Here is a 22,076-nt window from a genome sequence, read left to right as displayed (position 1 = left end):
GGAGAGCGCGACATGAAACCGACCATCGCCCCCTACCCCCTTACGCGATTTCGCCGGGCGCGCCAATCCGATGCCATTCGTGGGTTGGTGCGGGAAAACGCGCTGACGACAGACGATCTGATCTGGCCGGTTTTTGTGCGCGATGGTGAAGGCATTGAAGAACCCGTACCTTCGATGCCCGGCGTTGTGCGGCGCTCGGTCGATCTGATCGCAAAGGCCGCAGTCGAGGCACAGGCTATGGGCATCCCGGCGATCTGCATCTTTCCCTACACCGATCCCAATCTAAAAACCGAAGATTGCGCCGAGGCGTGGAACCCAGACAATCTGTCCAACCGGGCCATTCGGGCGATCAAATCTGCGGCCCCCGATATCGCCGTGATGACCGACGTGGCGCTGGATCCATATAACATCAATGGCCATGACGGCTATGTCGTTGATGGCGAGATCGTGAATGATCAGACCGTCGAGGCGCTGGTCAAAATGACACTTGCGCAGGCTGAGGCCGGGGCCGACATCATTGGACCTTCAGACATGATGGATGGCCGCATCGGCGCAATGCGCCGCGCGCTTGAGACTGCGGGGCACCACAACGTGATGATCCTCAGCTATGCCGCCAAATATGCCAGCGCATTCTATGGTCCCTTCCGCGATGCAGTAGGCGCGTCAGGTGCGCTGACCGGTGACAAGAAGACCTATCAGATGGATCCGGCCAATTCGAATGAGGCGCTGCGCCTGATCGAACGAGATCTGACCGAAGGTGCCGACATGATCATGATCAAGCCGGGGATGCCATATCTGGATATCTGTCGGCGCGTGAAAGACACGTTTGGCGCGCCCACATACGCCTATCAGGTGTCCGGTGAATACGCGATGGTACAGGCTGCGGCGCAGAACGGCTGGATTGATGGTGAGAAGGTCATGCTGGAAAGCCTGCTGGCCTTCAAGCGCGCAGGCTGCGATGGAATCCTGACCTACTTTGCACCGCAGGTCGCACGCATCCTTCAGGGCTAAAACCCCGGACGGTCGCGACTTTTCGCCGATTGTGAACGCTGTTGGACCAGCTTTCCCGTGACACACGGACGCAATCGGCGTATTCTTGCACACAAGATCGGGAACACCCGACACTTCAGGCAGTTTATACAGAGAAAAAAACATGAGCAGTTCCAACTCTCCCCGACTAAACCGTCGTGGCTTTGCGCTTGGCATGGCCGGGCTCACACTGACCGCAGCATGCGGAAACGGTGTAGGCAATTCCAATGCGGCCCAGATCGACGCCCGTGTGAACGTGACGTTGAACGAAATGTTCAGCAAGTACCCCAACACCGTCGAGATCGCCAACAAAGCCGACGGCATGCTGGTGATGCCCCTGATCACCGAGGCCGGGTTCATCTTTGGCGGTGCCTATGGCCAGGGCGCGCTGCGCATTAACGGTGCAACGGTAGACTATTACTCGGCCCTATCCGGCAGTGCTGGTCTGCAGATCGGCGCGCAACAATATGCGCACGTCCTGTTCTTCATGACGCAGGACGCGCTGGATGACTTCCGCCGCTCCAGCGGTTGGACGGCGGGTGCGGATATCGGCTATGTCGTCGATGCCACCGGCGACTCGCTCTCGACCGACACAACCCAATTGCGTAAGCCAGTGTTGGCCGCCGTTTTCGGACAGGCTGGTCTGAAATTCGGCGCGACCGTCGAAGGCACCAAGTACACGCGCATCATCCCCTGATACAGAATACCACCCCCCCCTTTGCCACGAACCCCGCCACATGTTCAAAACCATATGGCGGGGTTATTCATCTCAACATGTTAACTCAACGTTCGCGCGGCGTTCCTCTTTCGGTTGCCCGGTCCTTCCAGTAGGGTTCAGCCAATAATTTCTTATGGGGATATGGGGCGTTCATGGGTCTTGTCTTTCGCTGGCTGGTACGGATTGCTACGGGCCTGATCCTGTTGGCCGTTGCGGCTGTGGGCCTTGTCTACTTTCTGGCCAGCCAGTCCCTGCCGGATTATGATCAGACCGTCGAAGTCAACGGGCTGCGCGCCCCGGTCGAGATCGTGCGCGACACCGCCAATGTTCCGCATATTCTGGCCGAAAGCGACCCGGACGTGTTCTTTGGCCTAGGCTATGCCCATGCGCAGGATCGCCTGTGGCAGATGACCGTGATGCGTCGCACGGCGCAGGGCCGTTTATCCGAAGTGTTTGGCAAGCGCACTGTCCCCATCGACAAGCTCTTGCGCCGTTTTGACTTGTACAGTCTTGCCCACCGCTCGGTCGAGGTGCAGGACGATTACACCAAAGCTGCGCTGCGCGCTTATTCTGCGGGCGTAAATGCCCGGCTGGACGAGATCAATGAGAACGCATTGGGACGCGGCGCGCCCGAGATGTTTCTGTTCAACGCATCTGTTTCGCCGTGGCAGCCCGGCGACAGCATTGCGATCATCAAACTGATGAGCTTGCAACTGTCCGGCCATTTGAAAGATGAGGTCCTGCGCGCCCGCACATCCCTGATGCTGAACGATCCTCAGCGGCTGGCCGATATCCTGCCAGATGTGCCGGGTGCGGGCATCGCGGCGCTGCCGGAATATGCGTCTTTGTTCCCAGAATTACCGCGCTATGCCGAAGGCACGCCGATGCCAGACTCGCCGCTGTCACCATTCCCTAAACGCGGCTTGGCCGGGGCGTCGAACGCGTGGTCCGCCGCGCCTTCGCGTTCGGCGATCGGGGGCACCCTGCTGGCCAATGACCCCCATCTGGGTCTGACCGCACCGGGCATTTGGTACCTGGCACGGCTTGAGCTTGCCAAAGGCGGTGTTATCGGCGCGACCATTCCGGGCGTTCCGGCGATCATGACGGGCCGCAGTGATAGGTTGGGCTGGGGTCTGACGTCGTCTTACCTGGACGATCAGGATGTTCACATCGAACAGCTGAACCCTGAAAACTCAGAAGAATACCTGTCGCCTGATGGTTTCAAACGGTTCCGCTCTCGCCCCTCGATCATCGAGATCAAGGACGAAGCCCCCATCACCCTGACCCTGCGCTGGACCGACAACGGACCCGTCCTGCCCGGCAGCCATTACGATCTGGAAACGATCACCCCGCCCGGACACGTCGCGTCGTTGTCCTGGACGGCGCTCAGCCCGCGTGACACGTCGATGACAGCGTCGATGGCCTTGATGAATTCGGACAGTGTGCGCGAAGCCATCGATGTGGCCGAGCTGTTCATTGCGCCCTCGCAAAACCTGTCGCTGGTCGACAAGGACACGATCGGCATGAAACTAATCGGCGCAATGCCAAGCCGAGACCTTCGCAACCAAAGCCGCGGCCGTATCCCAACGCCCGGTTGGCTGGCCGAGAATTCGTGGCAAGGACGTTTGCCCTATGCGAACAACCCCGAGTTCGTGGCTCCGGCAGGGGGGATTTTGGGCAATACAAACAACAAGATCATCGACCGCCCCTTCCCCGACCATGTCTCGTATGAATGGGGCGATACGCAGCGCGTGCACCGTTGGGAGCGCCTGATGCAATCGCGCGAGGTTCACACCCGCGACAGTTTTATCGAGGCGCAGCTTGATACCGTCAGCTTTACCGCCCGCTCGCTTCTGCCGCTAATCGGCGCCGATCTTTGGTTTACCGGAGCCTCTGCGCCCGAGGGCACACCGGAACGCCGTCGTCAGGTCGCGCTGGCCCTGCTGGCCGAGTGGAACGGTGAGATGAACGAGCACCTGCCTGAACCGCTGATCTATGCTGCATGGTTGCGTGCACTGCAGATCCGGCTGATCTCGGACGAGCTGGGGCCGCTGGCAGCCGAATACAAACATGTTGAGCCGCTTTTCATCGAACGGGTGTACCGCGATATCGACGGCGCGTCGGTCTGGTGCGACGTGCGCCAGAGCGCGCCGTTAGAAACATGCACTGACATGGCGCGGTTGGCGCTGGATGATGCGCTGATCTGGATCAGCGAGAAATACGGTGGTTCGCTGGAATCTCTGCGCTGGGGAGATGCCCATCAGGCCACGCATGACCACCCGGTTCTGGGCACGGTTCCCATTCTGCGGTTCTTCGTCAACATCCGCCAATCCACCAGCGGCGGCGACAACACCCTGCTGCGCGGGCGGACATCGGGCGAAGGGCCCAACCCTTTCCAAAACGTCCACGGTGCGGGATATCGCGGTGTCTATGATTTTGCCGATCCCAACAGTTCGGTCTTTATCACGGCAACGGGTCAGTCGGGGCATTTCCTGTCGCGCTACTACGACGATCAGGCACAGCTTTGGCGGCGAGGTGAGTATATCCCCATGTCACTGGACATGGATCTGGCCCGCGCGGCAGCGGTCGGTGTAACCAACCTGACCCCGCGCTGATTTCACTGCTTCGGCAGGACCTTGCCCCTTTTGCAAGCTGCCGTGGACGCGCGCAGGTGTTTTCGCCTACGATCTGCAAGCCGACAATTCGGGACCTTGGGGGTACAGATGGCCAGTTTTCGGGATATGTTGAACAATCTCGCACGCGATTACGCAATCGCGTGGAGCTCAGGCGACCCAAATGCGGTTGCCAGCTTTTTTGCCCCCGACGGGCAGATCACGATCAACCGGGGTGAACCAATTGTCGGCCGTGCCGCCGTCGCAGACATGGCGCGCGGATTCTACGCCGACTTCCCGGATCTGGAAGTGCGCTGCGACATGCTGCGATGGGCCGGATCACACGCGATTTTTGTCTGGACACTGGAAGGTCATCATTCCGAGACCGGCAACCACGTGGTCACACGTGGTTGGGAAGAATGGGAGCTGACCGAAGACAACGAAGTCCAATCTTCGCTTTTCTGGTTCGATGCAGACGACTATCAGCGCCAGATAGACGGGCAGTAGCGGACGCCCCGCCTAAACGCGCGTGATCTGATAGTCGCGCGGAATGCCTTCTGTCACCTTGAACCAGGTCGAGGCTTTGGTTCGCGCCTGATGGGCGTCAAAGGCCGCTTGGTTTTCAAAAATTTCGTGTACGTTGAACCGACCGGGAATATCCGCGTCTTCTGTGACGTCGAATGTGATGCAACCCGGTTCGGCCCGAGTCAGGGCGATGTGGTCCGGCAACGCCTCCCGCACCTGTGTGACACGGTCGGCAGGCACCGAAATATGACCACGCAGAACCACCTTAACTTTTGCCATCGTGACCTCGCTTATCGATCAAAGCGCGGCGAACTGCGCCGCCTGCTTGTCGGTCCACAATACGGTGATCTGAAATCCGTCATCCGTCTGCTCTTCGGATTGAACGACATCCTGACGGAACAGCCACGCACGCTTGTTGCCTTCGGCAAATGCCAGCGTCAGAACCATCTCGTGCCGAACCCCCTGCAAATTAACCGCGATCTCGGCCAACAAAGGTTCGATGCCTTCGCCCGTCACAGCAGAAATGGCAAAGATCGACGGGTCGCGGTCGGCCCGGGCAAACGTGGCCTCGCGCTCATCTTCGTTCAACAGGTCGATCTTGTTCCAGACCTCAAGCCGGGGCCGTTCGTCATCAACGCCCAACGAGGTCAAAATGGTCTCGACATCCCGGGCTTGCGCCTCGGTGTCTTCATGGCTGATGTCGCGCACATGCACGACGATATCTGCGCCCAGAACCTCTTCGAGTGTGGCGCGGAAGGCCGCGACCAGTTCGGTCGGCAAGTTCGAAATGAACCCCACCGTGTCCGACAGAATCACCTCGGGACCATCGGGCAGCTCAACCCGCCTCATCGTGGGGTCCAGAGTTGCGAACAGCATGTCCTTGGCCATCACCTCGGCACCGGTCAGGCGATTGAACAAAGTTGATTTGCCGGCGTTCGTATAGCCCACCAACGCAACAATCGGATACGGCACCTTGGCTCGCGCAGCACGGTGCAATGTCCGGGTCTTGATCACCTTCTGTAATTGACGGCGCAGTCGCACAAGCTGATCGTCAATCGCCCTTCGGTCAGCCTCGATCTGGGTTTCACCGGGACCACCGACAAACCCCAACCCGCCCCGCTGACGTTCAAGGTGGGTCCAGGCGCGCACCAGACGCGTACGCTGATAGCTGAGCGCGGCCATCTCGACCTGCAGCACACCTTCACGAGTACGGGCGCGGTCGCTGAAAATCTCCAAAATCAACCCGGTCCGGTCGAGAATTTTGACCTTCCACGCTTTTTCCAGATTGCGTTGCTGAACGGGGGTAACCGGCCCGTCGATCAGAACCAGCTCGACCTCGGCGTCATGAAATCGTTCGCCCAATTCTTCGATCTTGCCGGTCCCGAACAAAAGCCCCGGCTGGGCACGCGGCAGGCGCACAATATCGGACCCGATCACATCCAGATCGGGCAAAGCGGCAGCCAGCGCCACCGCCTCTTCCAGCGCCGGTCCAGGAACACGGCGCTGTTCATCTGATTTGATTTCCGGATGCAGCACCCAAGCCCGGGTGCGCGTCCTGTCATGTTCCATCAAGAGGCGTCTTCGCCCTCATACAGGTTGATCGGCTGCGACGGCATGATCGTAGAAATTGCGTGTTTATAGACCAGCTGCGACTGTCCGTCGCGGCGCAACAATACGCAGAAATTGTCGAACCAGGTGATGACACCCTGCAATTTCACACCGTTGATCAGGAAAATTGTGACCGGGACCTTTGCTTTCCGTACATTATTCAGGAACGCGTCCTGCAGATTCTGTCTGTCCGAAGCCATATTATTATAATCTCGCCATTGTTCTTGCTACGCGCTGCGGACCAACGCGCTCCCTCTGGCAGAGTATGGAGTGTCGTTAACCGATATTCCAGATGAAAAATAAGGTGTCGGCAAAGGTGAGGATTCTTAGTCTCGCCAGAGGGTTGGCGTAATCAGCGCAATGATCGCCAATGTTTCCAGTCGCCCGATCACCATAGCCGCACACATGGTCAGCTTTGCGCCCCAGGGCAAATCGACCAGACGGATGGGAACATCGGTGGCCAGTTCGATCAGCGGCCCGGTGGTGCTGAGTGCCGCGACGCTGAGGACCATCGCCTGTTCAAACCCCGACCCCATCGCGGCCAGCAGCAGATTGAACAGTGCTGCGGTCAGGGCGAACATCATCAGGAATATCCAGGCGATAAAGGCTCCGTCGCTTTGAATGCGACGGTTACCGCCGCCAATGCCACTAACGGATGAGGGATAGATCAACCGATCAATCTCGCGCGCGCCATTGAGGTACAGGGCAAAGACCCGCAACAGTTTGACCCCACCCGCCGTTGTGGCCACCCCACCTCCGATCAGGGCGAGACCCATCAGGATCAGTCCGGGGGTGCCAAGGCCGGACAATTGCTGGGCATCATTCCAGTTTGCGCTTTCGAAACCGGCTGTGGTCAGGAAAGACAACGCCGTAAAGATCATGCCCCAAATCACGCTGAGTGCCTGAAGCGGTTCCAGCTGATTGCCGATTTCCAGAACGCCGGCCCAGACGCGCGCGAACAACAGTGCCGCGACGACAACCACAATCATCAAGCCAATCCGGAATTCGGGGTCTTGGTCCAGCCGGGAATAACCTGTGGTCGCCGTATCGGTCGAAAACGTCAGCCGCGACAAAGCGAAGAACAGGAACAGAAACAGGATCGCCTCGCCCGTTATGCCTGCCTGCGCCCCCTCCAGCCCGCCGACCGGAGATATCCCCGACGTGGCCATGGTTGACATGGCGTGACACACGGCAGTCAAACCGTTTTCGCCAGCGATCAGTAGCAATATCCAAATGGTTGAGGTCAGACCGGTATAGACTGGTGTCAAGGTCCGGGTCACACGGATCAGACGGCCGCGGGGGTCGACCTCTTCGCTTTGTGCGACGCCCGACACCGGGCGACCGGGCTGGCCGCGCGCCGTAATCTCGAACCCGCCCAGCGACAAGGGCGCCAGAATTGCAGCGGCAGCAATCCACATCAGCAAGCCGCCCATCCAGCCGACCAAAGCACGCCACAGGTGTAGAGGTGCGGTCAGGCGATCCGGGTCCGGAAACAGATCTGCACCGGTGGTGGTCACAGCACTGACCATATCAAAATACGCATTCAAAAAGGTGGTGTTGCCCAAGGCATCATGCAGCGGAATCGCCAGAAACAGCGGCAGAACGGTAAAACACCCCAGCAACACGGCCAGTTGCCCAAGCGTCCCACGTCGCGGCACCCGATTTGATGCTGCCACAGCGATCGTGGATACCACGAACAGTCCCAGAAGGCCGGAATAGAAAAAGGATCGCGACGTGTCGTGATCATCCAAGGCCAGCGCGTAAATCGCTGGAATCCACATCGACAACGCAGCGATTCCCGAGATCAACAGAAACAGCGGCAATCGCTGTATCAAAGTGATCTGTTGTCTCAGAGCGCGCGCCATCAGAAGAAATCAATTGAAACCTGCATCAGGCGCTCGACCTCGGGCACGTCCTTGGCCATCGCAAAGATTGCCACCACGTCCTTTTCGTCGATCCGCAGGCTGCCTGTCGGGCGCAAAAGCTCATCGCCTTTTCGTACAGCACCCACCAGAACGCCTTCGGGAAAATCGATATCCCGCAGCTTCTGTCCTGCCATGGGCGAGGTCGACAGCACCTCGGCCTCGATCACTTCCGCCTCGGCATCCCCGATAGAATACACCTGCCGCACCCGCCCGTGGCGAATATGGCGCAGGATCGAGCTGACAGTGGTTGCACGCGGGTTGATATAGGCGTCGATCCCCAGTGGGCCCATCAGGGCAACCATGCTGGGATCATTGATCAAGGCAATTGCCAAGGCACAACCTTCGGCCTTGGCCCGCACCGCAGCCAGCATGTTGGCACGGTCGTCATCGGTGACCGCCAACATCGCGTCGGCGCGCTCGATCCCGGCCTCGCGCAACAAAGCGGCATCCAGCCCGTCGCCATTCAGGACAATCGTCCGTTCCAGTGTTTCGGCGGCTATTTCAGCGCTTTGGCGATCACGCTCGATCACCTTGGCGCGCACGCGGCTTTCACGCTCTTCCAACGTCCGGGCCACTTCCAACCCGACATTGCCGCCACCAACGATCACGACGCGGTCCTGCTTTTTGTGGGTCTTGCCGAAAACCTCCATTGTGCGGTCCACGTCTTTGACATTGGTAAAGACATAGCATTCGTCGCCGACAAATAGCTGATCTTCGGATTCAGGCGCAAACAGCGTTCCATCCCGCCGAACACCGACAACGATTGAGCTGAGCGTCGAAAACAGGTCCGTGAGCTGCCGCAATGGCGTGTTCACGATGGGGCAATCTTCGTCAATACGGATGCCCAACAGCTGCGCCTGCCCATCCATGAACATCTCAGTATCAAAGGCGGACGGGGCCGAAAGGCGGCGCATGGCAGCAGCTGCGACTTCGCGTTCAGGGCTGATCACGACGTCGATGGGCAAGTGGTCACGACGGAACAGATCCGAATGGATCGCCTGCAAATACGATTTAGCCCGCAACCGCGCGATCTTGCGCTGGATGGAAAAGATCGAATGCGCCATCTGGCAGGTGACCATATTCACCTCGTCCGAATGGGTCGCCGCGATGATCATATCGGCATCCCGCGCGCCTGCGCGTTCCAGCACGTCAGGATAGCTGGCAAATCCGGCAATCCCCTGAACATCCAGCGTTTCCGTCGCCCGGCGCACCAGATCGGGATTGTTGTCCACCACCGTTACATCATTCAGTTCGCCCGACAAGTGCCGTGCGATCTGCCAGCCGACCTGACCGGCACCGCATATGATGACCTTCATGTTTCTGGCCCTTCTGCCTGAAATCCTTGAATGACAGATGCCCCCAAAGCGGTCAATTGAATTGTCATTCGGGCGAAGCTGGGGCAAGATAACCCTATGAAATCAGTGCTTCACTTACTAATTCCTCTGACCGTCCTGTCCGCATGCAGCGGCCCACTTTCGCTGTACTACCGCGAAGGTGAAAGCGTGTCGCGCGCGCAGTCCGAGACCACGCAATGTCAGGTTAAGGCGGTAAATGACGTTCCCGTGGCTAATCAGGTGCGGCAAAGCCCGCCCACATACTGGCCGGGACGCACTTATTGCGACAACCGGGGGCACTGCTATCGCTCGCCTGGTTGGTGGGAACCCGGGCGCGTGTATACGGTCGACGTGAATGCCGGTCTGCGCAATCAGGTCGAGGCCCAATGCATGGCCAAAAAAGGCTTTCGTCCGATCAGCCTGCCACCCTGCAAACAGAGCGTAAAGTCTCAGGTTCCACCTGCGCGCACAACGAAACTGCCGCCGCTGGGAACCCAATCCTGCTATGTGAAATTCGACGACGGCTCGTTTCAGATCATCACCCCGGGTCAGGCAGGGTAAAGCCCCGGCGGATTACTCCGCCGGTTCTGGTTCGTCGATCTGCGCCACCCGCGCCCCGGATTTGTTCGAGGTCACAACACCAAGCGATTTCAGCTTGCGGTGCAGCGCGCTGCGTTCCATGCCCACAAAGCTGGCAGTTCGGCTGATATTGCCACCGAAACGGTTGATCTGGGTCAGCAGGTACTCACGTTCGAACGCCTCGCGCGCTTCCCGCAGCGGCAGCGTTGCCAGCGCACCGGACAAAACCACGCGGCCCGAGTCGTCGGTTTTCTCTTCTTCGGTTGGCAATTCGCGGGCTTCGATCGGGCCTGTTCCATCGCCCAGGATCAGGACACGCTCGATCAGGTTCTTCAGCTGACGCACATTGCCGGGCCAGGTCATGGTCTGCAACAATGCCACCGCCTCTTCCGAGATTTCGCGAATCGGCAAGCCTTGGGTTTCGTTACACATTTCGATGAAATGCTGCGCCAGAACCGGAATATCCTCGCGACGGTCCTCCATCGAAGGCACGGCGATCGGCACAACGTTCAGGCGGTGATACAGCTCTTCGCGGAACCGGTCAGCTTCGATTTCGGCATCAAGATCGCGATTTGTCGACGAGATGACCCTCAGATCCACTCGCACCTTGTCAGACCCGCCTACCCGCTGGAATTGCTGGTCGACCAGAACCCGCAGAATCTTGGATTGCGTCCCTAAGGGCATGTCGGCCACTTCGTCAAAGTAGATCACGCCTCCGTGGGCCTCTTCCAGCAAGCCGGATTCGATCCCGCGTTCCGTTGACTCGCGCCCGAATAGCACCTCTTCGACGCGCTCAGGTTCGACCCCTGCGCAGTTAACGATGACGAAAGGGGCGTTGGCGCGGTTGGAATGGGCGTGGATATAACGCGCGGCAATCTCTTTGCCTGACCCGGCTGGCCCGCTCAACATCACGCGGCCGTTCGACTTGGTAACCTTGTCCAGCTGGCTCTGCATCGCCCGGAACGAGGCCGATTTGCCGATCATGTCCGAGTTTGTGACCTCGCGGCGCTTGAGCGAGGCATTCTCGCGGCGCAAGCGCGAGGTCTCCATGGCGCGGCGGATCACGACCATCAACTGGTCTATGTTGAACGGCTTTTCGATAAAGTCGTAAGCGCCCTGCTTGATCGCCGCCACAGCAATTTCGATATTTCCGTGACCGGAAATGATCACCACCGGCACGTCAGGGTTGTCGCGTTTCACCGACTTCAGGATATCGATCCCGTCCATGCGGCTGTCTTTCAGCCAGATATCAAGGATCAACAGACCCGGCGGCTCAGAATTGATCGACGACATACACTCGTCCGAGTTTGCCGCCAGCCGGGTGGAATAGCCTTCGTCCTCCAGAATGTCGGACACCAGTTCGCGAATATCGCGTTCGTCATCTACGATCAGAATGTCGCTCATCTTTGGCCTGCTTTCAGTTTGTTAGTATGAATTGCCTGCTTTTGTGGCGCTGCGGTCTGGGAAATATTGCCCCCTGGCAAACGGATCACGGCCATCGCACCGAAATGGTCCTGTCCGTCGAAAACGGGCGCGTCTTCCAAAGTCAGCGCTCCGCCATGTTCTTCTATGATTTTCTTGACGATGGGCAGGCCCAGCCCCGTGCCTTCGTCGCGCGTGGTGACATAGGGTTCAAATAACCGCGCCCGATCTTCGGGCAACCCAATGCCATTGTCCGCTATTGTAATGATCGTACCCGTATCATCGTTGGAGATGTCCACTTTGATCTGTGGCTTCAAATTTTCTGGCGGGCCTTTTTTCTTAAGTGTTTCAATGGCCTCACCCGCGTTCTTTATCAAGTTCGTCAACGCCTGGTTCAACATCGTCGCATCGACATCTGCCAGGATGGGGTTGTCTGGCAACGTCGCGTCGATCTGAACGTCCGGCTGTCCGGCTTGCTGCAACAACACGGCTTCGCGCACCAAGTTAACAACGTCTTCCTCACGCCGAACCGGTTCGGGCATCCGCGCGAATTTCGAAAACTCGTCCACGATCCGCCGCAGATCGTTGGTCTGCCGCACGATCACATCGGTCATGGATTCAAGGCTGTCACAATCCTCTTCGTTCAGTTTGCGCGAGAATTTGCGCTTGATCCGTTCCGCGCTGAGCTGGATCGGCGTTAGCGGGTTCTTGATCTCATGGGCAATACGGCGGGCCACATCGCCCCAGGCCGCCATGCGCTGTGCACTGACCAGATCGGTCACGTCATCAAAGGCCACCACGTAGCCTTCCAAACCGCCATCCTCACCGCGCCGGATCGCCATGCGCACGAGCAAGTTTTCCAACCGCCCCTTGCGCGTGACCTTAACCTCACCCTGTACGGCCTCTTGACCGCTGGCTTTCAGATTTTCGAACAAGGGAAGGAATTCGGGAACTGCGATGCCGATAGCCAATTGTTCTTCACCGCGCGACCAGTCCAGAAGACGCTCGGCCGAGCGGTTTACGAATGTGACACATCCATCCGAATCGACGCCGACTACACCGGACGTCACCGAGCTCAGTACAGAATCGAACAGGCGGCGGCGGCGTTCAATTTGACGCGTGTTTTCCAACAACGTTTCGCGTTGGCCTTTTAGTTGCCGCGTCATCTGATTGAAATAACGACCTAACATGGCGATTTCGTCATCGCTGGCTTCTTCGATGACCTGAACGCTCAGATCCCCGGCACCGACCCTTTGTGCGGCGGTTGTCAGACGGCCAACCGGGCGCGACAGGCGTTCGGCGAACCACATCCCCAAAGACATCGCGGCAAGGATCAGGATAACCGCAAAGCCCAGGTACAGGAGCCCGAACTCAAAAAGAACCCGGCCCCTTTCACTTTCAAGCTGTTGGTAGAATTGAACCGTTTCCTTGGTGTCATCCAGCAATTTCAGCAGTTCGCCATCCACCTCGCGGCTAACATAGAGATACCGGTCCAGATAAGCCTGCAACGGCACCAGCGCGCGGAATTCGTTGTTTTGCCAATCGGCAATGATCAGAAGGCCACTGTCGGTTGCTTCAACCATCTGCTCCGGTGTCGGCGGTTCATAATTGAACAGGTAGGACCTGTCGCCACGAGATTTGATTTCGCCACCGCCATCAATGACATAGGCCTCGCGCAAGCCCCGTTGAATCTGCGATTGTCCCTGTGCCAGAACCTCGCGCAATTCGGCATCCGAGATGTAAAAGTCCAGCGTTCGCGCATTGTCGAGGAACCGAGAAAGAACGATGGCGTCCTGTGTCAGGCCGCTGCGGTGCTCAAGCTCATAGGCCTCTGCGGCGGACAGGGATGATCCGACAACCTGACGGACCCGATCCGAAAACCATCCCTCAAGCCCGATATTTACCGTCAGGCCGGCAAAGATCGCGACGGTCACTGTCGGCACCAGGGCCAGCAAGGTGAACGCACCGATCAGCCGCAGGTGCAGACGAGATCCGGCAGATTTTGCACGGCGTGCAGCAATCAGACTGAACACCTGCCCCAGAACAAGTGCTGCAACGACCAGCACATAGACCAGATCGGCCAGCAGAATCAGCCGCAGCGTAGGCGCTGCCGAACCCAAATCAAACGGACCGATGACCAGATACGTGGCCAACGCCAGAATTGGCCCCAGAAGGACCAGCCCCAAGGTGCTAAAATTGCGCAGCTTTCGGGATTTCCGCCACCGATCAATCGATAGGATCAGCCCGCTCTGTGCTCGGGTTGCCACCGTCTGCCCTCATCCTGATGTGCCGCTTGCGCGACGTACCGCCATATCTCGTGGTCGTTGCCGGGCTTGTACCCGGATGCCACGCTTTGTGTGGCGATATTACATCAGTTTGCGTCGGCGTGTCACCTGAATATCGAGATCGGTGATTTTTTTGCGCAGCGTATTCCTGTTGATCCCCAGCAAATCCGCACATTTCGCCTGATTTCCGCCGGTTGCGTCCAGTGCCTGCTCGATCAAGGGGCCCTCAACCTCGCGCAGGATGCGCTGATACAGGCCCGGAGGTGGCAACAAATTGCCGTGCAGATCGAAATAGCGACGCAAATGACGGGCCACAGAGGCCGAGAGTTTCTCCCTTTCGCCGTCACCAAGAATCGGTTCCGCTTCGGGCTGACTGCCCAAAACCATCTCAACCTCGGCTTTCGATATTTCTTCGGCCCGGCTGGTCAGGCTTAAACGTCGGATCGCGTTTTCCAACTGTCGTACATTACCGGGCCAGGAATACCTTCGGACCAGTTCTACGGCCTCGGAGCTGAGCCAGCGCTTTGTGCCATGCTCCCGTTCTTCGCGGGCAAGGAAGTGATCAACCAGCAGGGTGATATCGTCCACCCGCTCGCGCAGCGCTGGCACGTGGATCGTCGCACCGCACAGTCGATAATACAGATCCTGACGCACCCGCCCGCTTTCCATCGCTTCGGTCAGGTCCGATTGGCTGGTCGCCATAAAACGCGGAAGATGATCACCGGGCGTGTCCATCATCCGGACAATACGTGCCTGGACCTCATCTTCGATATCAGCGATCTCGTCGATCAACAGGGTGCCGCCCCGTACCTTGGCCATAATGCGCGCAGGTCCCTCGAGGTCACGCAGATCACCAGCGGTCGCAGTGACGAAGGGCAGCGTGCGCCGGTCCGAAAAATCATGAATAGCTCGCGCTATCAAGGACTTGCCGGTGCCACTTTCACCGGAAATCATGACAGAAAGATCGGTATTCATCACACGTGCCACAAGGCGATACAGCGCCTGCATCCCCGGAGTGCGCCCGACCAGCGGCAGCTCCTCAGGACGGTCTTCGGCAGGTACGACCGCATCCGCCTGCACGCGTTGCTTTTGCTCCAAGGCCCGTGCGGTCCGCTTCATCAGGTCTGGCAGATCAAAGGGTTTGGGCAGATAGTCATATGCATCCGCCTCGGCCGCTTGAATGGCGGTCATAATCGTGTTCTGCGCCGAGATCACGATGACCGGCAGCCCCGGACGATCCTGCGCGATTTTTGGCAACATCTCCAGCCCGTTGCCATCCGGCATAACCACGTCCGAGATTACAACGTCTCCTTTGCCCTCGCCGACCCAGCGCATCAGGGTGGTCAGCGAGGATGTCGCATGAACCTTGCACCCGGCCCGCGTCAGGGCCTGAGTCAGTACGGTTCGGATTGTGCGATCGTCATCTGCGACCAGTACTGTGCCATCCATCAGGTGCTCTCCTTACTATCTCTGCCCGGTTGTCCATCTCAGGTCGCGTCGCGCGGTGCGCGCCTGAGCGACAGTCGGAATACGGTGTGTCCCGGAACCGACTCAGCCAAGATCCAGCCGTCGTGGTCCGAGATGATTTTGCTGACCAGCGCCAGCCCAAGACCGGTGCCGTTTTCCCTGCCCGACACAAACGGATCGAAAATGTCGCTGCGGATCTTGTCCGGTAGCCCCGGGCCGTCATCGATGATTTCAATCTGCAGGGGCAAAGAATGCCCCGAACCGTCGCTGCGGCGCAGGCGGAAGGAATGTTCGAAATACGTCCGCAGGCGGATTGTCCCGCCTTTGGGGGACGCCTCGGATGCATTTTTGAGCAGGTTCAGCACCACCTGCAAAAGTTGATCCGGGTCACCATAGGCCAGCGGCAACGAGGGGTCGTAATCCTCGATAATCGTCATATGCGCGCCAAAGCCCAACAGCGCTGAGCGCCGCGCACGGTCCAGAACGTCGTGGATATTGACTGGTTTGAAATCTGGCTGGGTCAGGTTCCCAAATTGCTCGACTTGCTCTAACAGCTTCACTATTCGGCGGCTTTCAGCAACGATAAGATCTGTAAGTTCAAGGTCTTGCTGACTGATATTCATGCTCAGAAGCTGCGCAGCCCCGGTGATCCCCGCCAATGGGTTCTTGATTTCATGTGCCAGCATTTCCGCCATGCCAATCGCCGATTGCGCCGCAGATTTTACCGTGTTGCCCCGTGTCATCCGCCCCGCCAGTTCGCGTGGGGACATGGTCATGATCATCGACCCCGGATGCCCAAGCAGCGGCGCAATTTGCAAAGCGCATTGCAGCGGCGCCCGATTGCCTGACCCCACATCCACATCGTTCACGAAAAGCGGTGTGCCCTGTTGGCGTGCGCGCAAAAACGCTTCTTCCAGTGGGGCATCCACGGCGATCTGGTCCCAGACCGGGTGACCGATGACTGCATTGCGGGACGCATTCAGGAACCCCTCCCCGGCGGAATTCACATCTGTGATCCGGTCATCGGCATCAATGATGAAAGCCGGAACCGGCAGCGAGGCCCAGATGTTTTGGTCCGAGGTCATGCTGCGGCCTCTGCGTCGCTGTGCAGGGCATCGCCCAACAGACGCAGCACCTCGGTGGTATCTCGCGAGGTCAAAACCGCACGTCGCAAGGTTGCCGGGGTCGCGGCCTCATCCATGTACCAGCCGAGATGTTTACGTGCCACGCGCAGCCCCAGATCGGTGCCGTAAAAGTCCAGCATCGCCTCATAATGACCGCGCACCATGTCGATCAGGTCGCCATTGGCGGGGATGACCGGCGCTTGTGCGCCATACAAGTCGTGGCACATCTGGGCCAGCAGCCAAGGCTTACCCTGCGCCCCACGCCCAACCATGACGCCATCAGAGCCTGACTGCTCCAAAGCAGTGCGTGCCGCGTCAGAATTTACGATATCCCCGTTCGCGATGACGGGGATCGACACCGACTCTTTCACCGCCCGGATCGCTTGCCAGTCCGCGCGTCCTTTGTAGAACTGGCACCGCGTCCGCCCGTGGATTGTGACCAGTTGGATGCCCGCACCTTGCGCCCGGCGCGCCACATCCGGTGCGTTCAGCAGGTTGTCGTCCCAACCCAGACGAGTTTTCAGAGTGACCGGAATGTCGACAGCCTCGACCACGGCCTCAATCAGCGTCAGCGCGTGGTCCGGCGTCTTAAGCAGCGCCGAACCGGAATAGCCATTCGTCACCTTCTTTGCCGGGCAGCCCATATTGATATCGATCACCCGCGCCCCGCGATCGGCCACCTGACGCGCAGCCTCGGCCATCCAATGCGCCTCGCGCCCGGCAAGTTGAACAGCGGTGTTTTCAACGTCAGCAGACAGCTCGGCCCGTTCCCGCACGCCCGGTTTGGCCTGCACCATTTCCTGACTAGCGACCATTTCGCTGACGACCATGCCCGCGCCAAAGCGCATCACCAGATCGCGGAACGGTCGATCGGTGATCCCGGCCATCGGGGCCAGCATGACCGGCGGATTTAAGGTTTTGTCGGCGAGGTGCAGGGTCAACGTGCTTAATCCTTGGGCAGTTGCGACTTAGATATCGAATTCCGCGCATATGAACAACAAAACGGCAGGAAACAAGCTTGCAAAATCACCACTTGCCTATTTTTTAAGCAACTTGACGCGGGTGATTGCCTCTACATTCACCGCAGCTTAAACACTGCGCTCAAATCATCGGAGAATTCGCCCAATGACCACCGCCGCCATCATCGTCGCCGCAGGACGCGGATTGCGCGCCGGAGGCGGCATTCCCAAGCAATGGCGACCATTGGCCGGACGCAGAGTTGCAGACTGGACCATCGACCGCTTTCGCCATCAGGTCGATCATATTGTTCTGGTGCTGTCCGAGGATGATAAGACCGCTTGCGACGAGTTTTTAGGCTCTGATCTGCTGCTGGCAAAAGGTGGCAGCGATCGTGCCGGGTCGGTACGGAACGGGCTGGATGTATTGGATGGGATGGGGATCGAACATGTCCTGATTCACGACGTCGCTCGCCCCTGCGTGAGCAGCCAGACCATTACAGGCGTCCTGACCGCCCTGACCAAGCATGAGGCTGCAGCGCCCGGTCTGTCCGTTACAGATGCGCTTTGGACCGGTGACGAAGCCGTCGTTACGGGTACGCAGGACCGGACGGGTCTTTTCGCAGCCCAGACCCCACAGGGTTTTCGCTATGACGCGATTGTAGCGGCGCACGCGGCCCATTCTGGCGGCGCGGCGGACGATGTCGAGGTCGCCCGCGCCGCTGGCATGAACGTCGTGATCGTGCCAGGCGATGCCGATAACATCAAAATCACAAGACCCGAGGATTTTGCCCGGGCGGAACGCGTATTGGGGACAGACATGGATGTGAGACTGGGCAACGGCTATGACGTGCATCGCTTTGGCGACGGGGATCACGTGATCCTGTGCGGCGTCAAAATTCCGCATGACCGGGGGCTACAGGGCCATTCGGATGCGGATGTCGGCATGCATGCGGTTACTGATGCAATCTATGGCGCGCTGGCGCAGGGCGATATTGGCCAGCACTTTCCACCCTCGGACCCCCAATGGAAAGGCGCGGCAAGCGAGATATTCCTCCGCCACGCGGTCGAGTTGTCGGTCCAGATGGGTTACAGTATTTCAAATGTCGATTGCACGCTGGTCTGCGAATACCCCAAGATCGGTCCGCACGCGCCCGCGATGCGTGAAGAAATGGCGAGTATCATGGGGTTGCGCGCCGATCAGATCTCGGTCAAGGCGACCACGTCCGAACGTCTGGGCTTTACCGGACGCAGCGAAGGCATCGCCTCGCTGGCCACAGCTTGTCTGGTGAAGTCATGAACGCCGCGCGCCTGATCGGGACCGTTTGCGGCGTCGGATATCTACGCCCTGCACCCGGAACATGGGGATCTCTGGCCGCCTTGCCCCTGGCTTGGGTCCTTCATACGCTGGGCGGCTTTCCATTGCTGGTCCTCGCCACTGTCGCTGTTTTCGTCGGCGGCCTGTGGGCCACCAAAGTGATGACTGCTGGTCAGGAAGATCACGACCCGTCTGAAATCGTCATCGACGAAGTTGCCGGGCAGTTCATCGCGCTTTGGGCCATTTCCTACCCATCCTGGGCGCATGGAATCGATATCACAGCCCTTTGGCCCGGCTGGATCGCAGGTTTCCTTCTGTTTCGCCTGTTCGACATCACGAAACTCGGCCCGGTGGGTTGGGCGGATCGCAAAGGTGACGCGATGGGTGTGATGCTGGACGATGTGATCGCCGGCGTCTTTGCCGGGATCGGCGTTCTGGTTCTTGCCGGCATCTCGCACGGTGTTCTGGGCCTATGAGTGTCGCCGCTTTGCTTGACCGCGCCAAGGCGCAAGGCGTGATGATCGCGACAGCCGAAAGCTGTACCGGCGGCATGGTCGCTGCTGCGCTGACGGATATCCCGGGCAGCTCGGCCGTGGTGGATCGCGGGTTTGTCACCTACACCAATGACGCCAAGCAGCAGATGCTGGGCGTAAATGCCCAGACTCTGGAAACCCATGGGGCTGTGTCCGAAGAAGTCGCGCTGGAGATGGCAGAAGGTGCATTGAAGAACTCGCAAGCCCAACTGACCGTTTCGATCACCGGCATCGCAGGCCCCGGCGGATCTGAATTCAAGCCCGAAGGCCGTGTTTGCTTTGGGCTCGCTACCGACGGGCAGAAGACAAAGACCGAAACGGTCGAATTCGGAGCTTTGGGACGTGATAAGGTCCGCATTGCGGCCCGCGATCATGCCCTGAACCTGCTGTCGCATGGCGTTTCGTTGTTCGCCCAAAAATAAAGCACTCTGTACCTTTTGACGCCCATTTAATCATCGGTTGATAAAAGGCCCTTAAAACAGGCACCCAAAACCGCCTCTGCCTCTTTTTTCCCCGCCTTCTCTCCGCTTCAACGCCAGCCACGCAAGCTGAAGACGCCACAGAGGAGACCGGCTGATGAACGGAGCCGATACCGCCTGGATCATAGTTGCAACTGCACTGGTCCTATTCATGACATTGCCGGGCCTCGCCCTGTTCTATGGCGGTCTCGTCCGCGCCCGCAACGTGCTGAGCGTTTTCATGCACTGCTTCAGCATCGCCTGTTTGATGAGCATCCTGTGGTTGGTCGCCGGATACTCGATCGCATTTGGTGACGGCGGGTCGGGTCTGTGGGGCGGTCTCGGCAAAGCCTTCCTGAACGGAGTTGACGTCGACAGCCTGTCGGGCACCCTGCCCGAGGTACTGTTCTTTGCCTTCCAGATGACATTCGCAATCATCACCCCCGCCCTGATCATCGGCGCATATGTCGAGCGTGTGGGTTACGGGTTTGTCATGATCTTCTCAGGCCTGTGGATGCTGCTGTGCTACGCACCCGTCGTTCACTGGATCTGGGGTGGTGGCATTCTGACCGATGGCGGCATTCTGGGCGAGATCGGCGTGCGTGACTTTGCCGGTGGCATCGTGGTGCACGAAACCGCAGGTCTGGCCGCGCTGATCATCGCCGTGGCGCTTGGCCCGCGCCGCAACCGCACGACCCCGCCGCACAATCCGGGCTATGTCATGATCGGTGCTGCGATGCTGTGGGTTGGCTGGTTTGGCTTCAACGGCGGTTCACAATTGGCGGCAGATGGCGGTGCCGCAATGGCGATAACTGTTACGCATATCTCGGCTGCAACCGCATCGCTGACGTGGGCGCTGTATGAACGCATCAAATACGGCAAAGCCTCGATGGTGGGCCTGGTTACAGGTACCATTGCGGGTCTGGCCTCGATCACTCCGGCCTCAGGCTATGTCGATCCGGTTCAGGCGCTGATCATCGGTGCCGTAGCAGGTGTGCTGTGTCAGGAGGCCGTAAATATCATCCGTAACAAGCTGAACATCGACGACACTCTGGACGTGTTCGCGGTACACGGCGTAGGTGGCATCTTTGGTACCATCATGATCGCAGTGTTCGGCCTGGGTGCCTGGACCGCGCAGTTGGGCGGGCTGGTCATCGTGGGTGTCTTTACGGCAGTTGTCACATTTGTGTTGATCAAGGTGGTTGCGCTGATCACCCCGCTTCGCGTAGATGCAGAAACCGAGACAAACGGGCTCGATCTTTCGGTACACGGCGAGCGTGCCTATGACATGAGCAGCTAAGCCCACCTTGGCTGCCTCTTGCCCGCAAGGGCCAAAGCGGGCCTCTTCTTGAGGTCCGCTTTTCTTTTGCTTGCACCCTCTCGACTCTGGGCCGCGGGACGGGCTATCAGCCCGCAATGCCATTCAGCCCAGAGGTACCGTTATGATCCCCAGTTCATTCCCCGACAGCACCGAAATCGCTCGCCTTACCGCACGGATGTTGCTGGAGATCAAAGCCGTCCATTTCAATTCGCGTGAGCCGTTCACACTGGCCAGCGGCTTGCCCAGCCCAACCTATATCGACTGCCGCAAGCTGATCTCGTACCCGCGCATTCGGTCGACCCTGATGGATTTCCTGACCGTCACCGTGATGCGGGATGCCGGGTTTGAGGCATTCGACAATATCGCCGGCGGTGAGACCGCGGGCATCCCCTTCGCCGCCATGGTGGCTGAGCGTATGGCGCTGCCGATGACCTACGTGCGCAAAAAGCCAAAGGGTTATGGCCGCAACGCTCGTATCGAAGGCGCGATGAGCGAAGGAGAGCGCGTGCTGCTGGTCGAGGATCTGACCACCGATGGCGGGTCCAAGCTGTCCTTCGTGGATGCGATCCGCGAAACAGGTGCCACTTGCGGGCACACGGCGGTCATCTTCTACTATGGCATCTTTCCCGAGACTGAAAAAACGTTGGGCGACCACGGCATCCAACTGCATCACCTTTGCACATGGTGGGATGTTCTGGCCGAGGCCAAAGCGCAGAAAGCCTTTGATCAGGAAACACTTGACGGTGTCGAAGCCTTCCTGAAAGACCCGCGTGGCTGGCAGGAAGCAAATAAATCCACGTAAACCTCTTGTGGACAGATTGGGGATAAGCCCGGAAGAATCGGGCGACCGGCCACGATATCT

At 58.9% G+C, this 22,076-nt stretch carries 20 protein-coding genes; 10 read left to right on the top strand and 10 right to left on the bottom strand.

Annotated features, from left to right (window positions below; translation table 11 throughout):
- Window positions 1-12: 12 nt before the first annotated feature.
- The 4 genes from hemB to AC2FFH_RS09125 all read left to right on the top strand — a co-directional run bounded on the left by hemB (window position 13) and on the right by AC2FFH_RS09125 (window position 4,866).
- A complete protein-coding gene (gene hemB / locus AC2FFH_RS09140; protein ID WP_496844239.1) occupies window positions 13-1,011 on the top strand; it encodes a porphobilinogen synthase in 999 nt (332 codons plus the stop codon).
- Window positions 1,012-1,153: 142 nt separating this feature from the next.
- The gene (locus AC2FFH_RS09135; protein WP_058271789.1) at window positions 1,154-1,726 is read left to right on the top strand and encodes a lipid-binding SYLF domain-containing protein; all 573 of its coding nucleotides are present in this window, start codon (window positions 1,154-1,156) and stop codon (window positions 1,724-1,726) included.
- Window positions 1,727-1,899: 173 nt separating this feature from the next.
- Entirely contained in the window at window positions 1,900-4,362 is a 2,463-nt protein-coding gene (locus AC2FFH_RS09130) for a penicillin acylase family protein (RefSeq protein WP_496844238.1), read from the top strand.
- A gap of 108 nt (window positions 4,363-4,470) precedes the next feature.
- On the top strand, window positions 4,471-4,866 hold the full coding sequence (locus AC2FFH_RS09125; protein ID WP_496738465.1) for an SgcJ/EcaC family oxidoreductase: 396 nt from the start codon (window positions 4,471-4,473) through the stop codon (window positions 4,864-4,866).
- Between the two features lie 12 nt (window positions 4,867-4,878).
- Here the strand turns inward: AC2FFH_RS09125 and AC2FFH_RS09120 are convergent, their stop codons facing one another.
- From AC2FFH_RS09120 to trkA, 5 genes are all read right to left on the bottom strand, one after another.
- Entirely contained in the window at window positions 4,879-5,163 is a 285-nt protein-coding gene (locus AC2FFH_RS09120; RefSeq protein ID WP_496705367.1) for a putative quinol monooxygenase, read from the bottom strand.
- A gap of 18 nt (window positions 5,164-5,181) precedes the next feature.
- The gene (gene hflX, locus AC2FFH_RS09115) at window positions 5,182-6,453 is read right to left on the bottom strand and encodes a GTPase HflX (RefSeq protein ID WP_496764609.1); all 1,272 of its coding nucleotides are present in this window, start codon (window positions 6,451-6,453) and stop codon (window positions 5,182-5,184) included.
- Window positions 6,453-6,692, bottom strand: coding sequence for an RNA chaperone Hfq (gene hfq, locus AC2FFH_RS09110; RefSeq protein ID WP_005982826.1), 240 nt, complete (start codon window positions 6,690-6,692; stop codon window positions 6,453-6,455). The genes hflX and hfq overlap by 1 nt, the downstream gene beginning before the upstream one ends.
- 126 nt (window positions 6,693-6,818) lie before the next feature.
- Window positions 6,819-8,357 (bottom strand): TrkH family potassium uptake protein, encoded by a 1,539-nt coding sequence (locus AC2FFH_RS09105; protein WP_496723048.1) that lies wholly within the window; start codon window positions 8,355-8,357, stop codon window positions 6,819-6,821.
- Entirely contained in the window at window positions 8,357-9,733 is a 1,377-nt protein-coding gene (gene trkA, locus AC2FFH_RS09100; protein ID WP_109311769.1) for a Trk system potassium transporter TrkA, read from the bottom strand. The genes AC2FFH_RS09105 and trkA overlap by 1 nt, the downstream gene beginning before the upstream one ends.
- A gap of 96 nt (window positions 9,734-9,829) precedes the next feature.
- Between trkA and AC2FFH_RS09095 the strand changes: the two genes are divergently transcribed.
- Window positions 9,830-10,312, top strand: a complete 483-nt coding sequence (locus tag AC2FFH_RS09095) for a hypothetical protein (protein WP_496721695.1) — start codon at window positions 9,830-9,832, stop codon at window positions 10,310-10,312.
- A gap of 12 nt (window positions 10,313-10,324) precedes the next feature.
- Here AC2FFH_RS09095 and ntrX read toward each other — a convergent pair whose 3' ends face one another.
- The 5 genes from ntrX to dusB all read right to left on the bottom strand — a co-directional run bounded on the left by ntrX (window position 10,325) and on the right by dusB (window position 17,569).
- Window positions 10,325-11,734: a nitrogen assimilation response regulator NtrX gene (ntrX, locus tag AC2FFH_RS09090; protein ID WP_496738462.1), complete on the bottom strand. Its 1,410-nt coding sequence runs from the start codon at window positions 11,732-11,734 to the stop codon at window positions 10,325-10,327.
- Window positions 11,731-14,019, bottom strand: a complete 2,289-nt coding sequence (locus AC2FFH_RS09085) for a sensor histidine kinase NtrY-like (protein ID WP_496764606.1) — start codon at window positions 14,017-14,019, stop codon at window positions 11,731-11,733. Before AC2FFH_RS09085 ends, ntrX begins: the two co-directional genes overlap by 4 nt.
- A 99-nt stretch (window positions 14,020-14,118) precedes the next feature.
- Window positions 14,119-15,486 carry a response regulator gene (locus AC2FFH_RS09080; protein ID WP_496844237.1) on the bottom strand — a complete coding sequence of 456 codons (1,368 nt, stop codon included), beginning with the start codon at window positions 15,484-15,486 and terminating at the stop codon, window positions 14,119-14,121.
- A gap of 38 nt (window positions 15,487-15,524) precedes the next feature.
- Window positions 15,525-16,589, bottom strand: a complete 1,065-nt coding sequence (locus AC2FFH_RS09075) for a two-component system sensor histidine kinase NtrB (RefSeq protein WP_496696576.1) — start codon at window positions 16,587-16,589, stop codon at window positions 15,525-15,527.
- Window positions 16,586-17,569 (bottom strand): tRNA dihydrouridine synthase DusB, encoded by a 984-nt coding sequence (dusB, locus tag AC2FFH_RS09070; RefSeq protein ID WP_496844236.1) that lies wholly within the window; start codon window positions 17,567-17,569, stop codon window positions 16,586-16,588. Before dusB ends, AC2FFH_RS09075 begins: the two co-directional genes overlap by 4 nt.
- Window positions 17,570-17,753: 184 nt before the next feature.
- Between dusB and AC2FFH_RS09065 the strand changes: the two genes are divergently transcribed.
- From AC2FFH_RS09065 to AC2FFH_RS09045, 5 genes are all read left to right on the top strand, one after another.
- Window positions 17,754-18,884 (top strand): bifunctional 2-C-methyl-D-erythritol 4-phosphate cytidylyltransferase/2-C-methyl-D-erythritol 2,4-cyclodiphosphate synthase, encoded by a 1,131-nt coding sequence (locus tag AC2FFH_RS09065; protein ID WP_496844235.1) that lies wholly within the window; start codon window positions 17,754-17,756, stop codon window positions 18,882-18,884.
- Entirely contained in the window at window positions 18,881-19,378 is a 498-nt protein-coding gene (locus AC2FFH_RS09060) for a phosphatidylglycerophosphatase A family protein (protein WP_108858460.1), read from the top strand. Before AC2FFH_RS09065 ends, AC2FFH_RS09060 begins: the two co-directional genes overlap by 4 nt.
- The gene (locus AC2FFH_RS09055; RefSeq protein WP_496764595.1) at window positions 19,375-19,857 is read left to right on the top strand and encodes a CinA family protein; all 483 of its coding nucleotides are present in this window, start codon (window positions 19,375-19,377) and stop codon (window positions 19,855-19,857) included. Before AC2FFH_RS09060 ends, AC2FFH_RS09055 begins: the two co-directional genes overlap by 4 nt.
- A gap of 154 nt (window positions 19,858-20,011) precedes the next feature.
- Window positions 20,012-21,193, top strand: coding sequence for an ammonium transporter (locus AC2FFH_RS09050; protein WP_496764591.1), 1,182 nt, complete (start codon window positions 20,012-20,014; stop codon window positions 21,191-21,193).
- Window positions 21,194-21,335: 142 nt separating this feature from the next.
- The gene (locus tag AC2FFH_RS09045; protein ID WP_108858457.1) at window positions 21,336-22,016 is read left to right on the top strand and encodes an orotate phosphoribosyltransferase; all 681 of its coding nucleotides are present in this window, start codon (window positions 21,336-21,338) and stop codon (window positions 22,014-22,016) included.
- The last annotated feature ends 60 nt before the right edge of the window (window positions 22,017-22,076 follow it).

This window comes from Ruegeria sp. YTSC003, assembly GCF_059609785.1.
The sequence above is the reverse complement of the archived record's forward strand: the minus strand, read 5'-3'. Positions and strand labels throughout refer to the sequence as shown.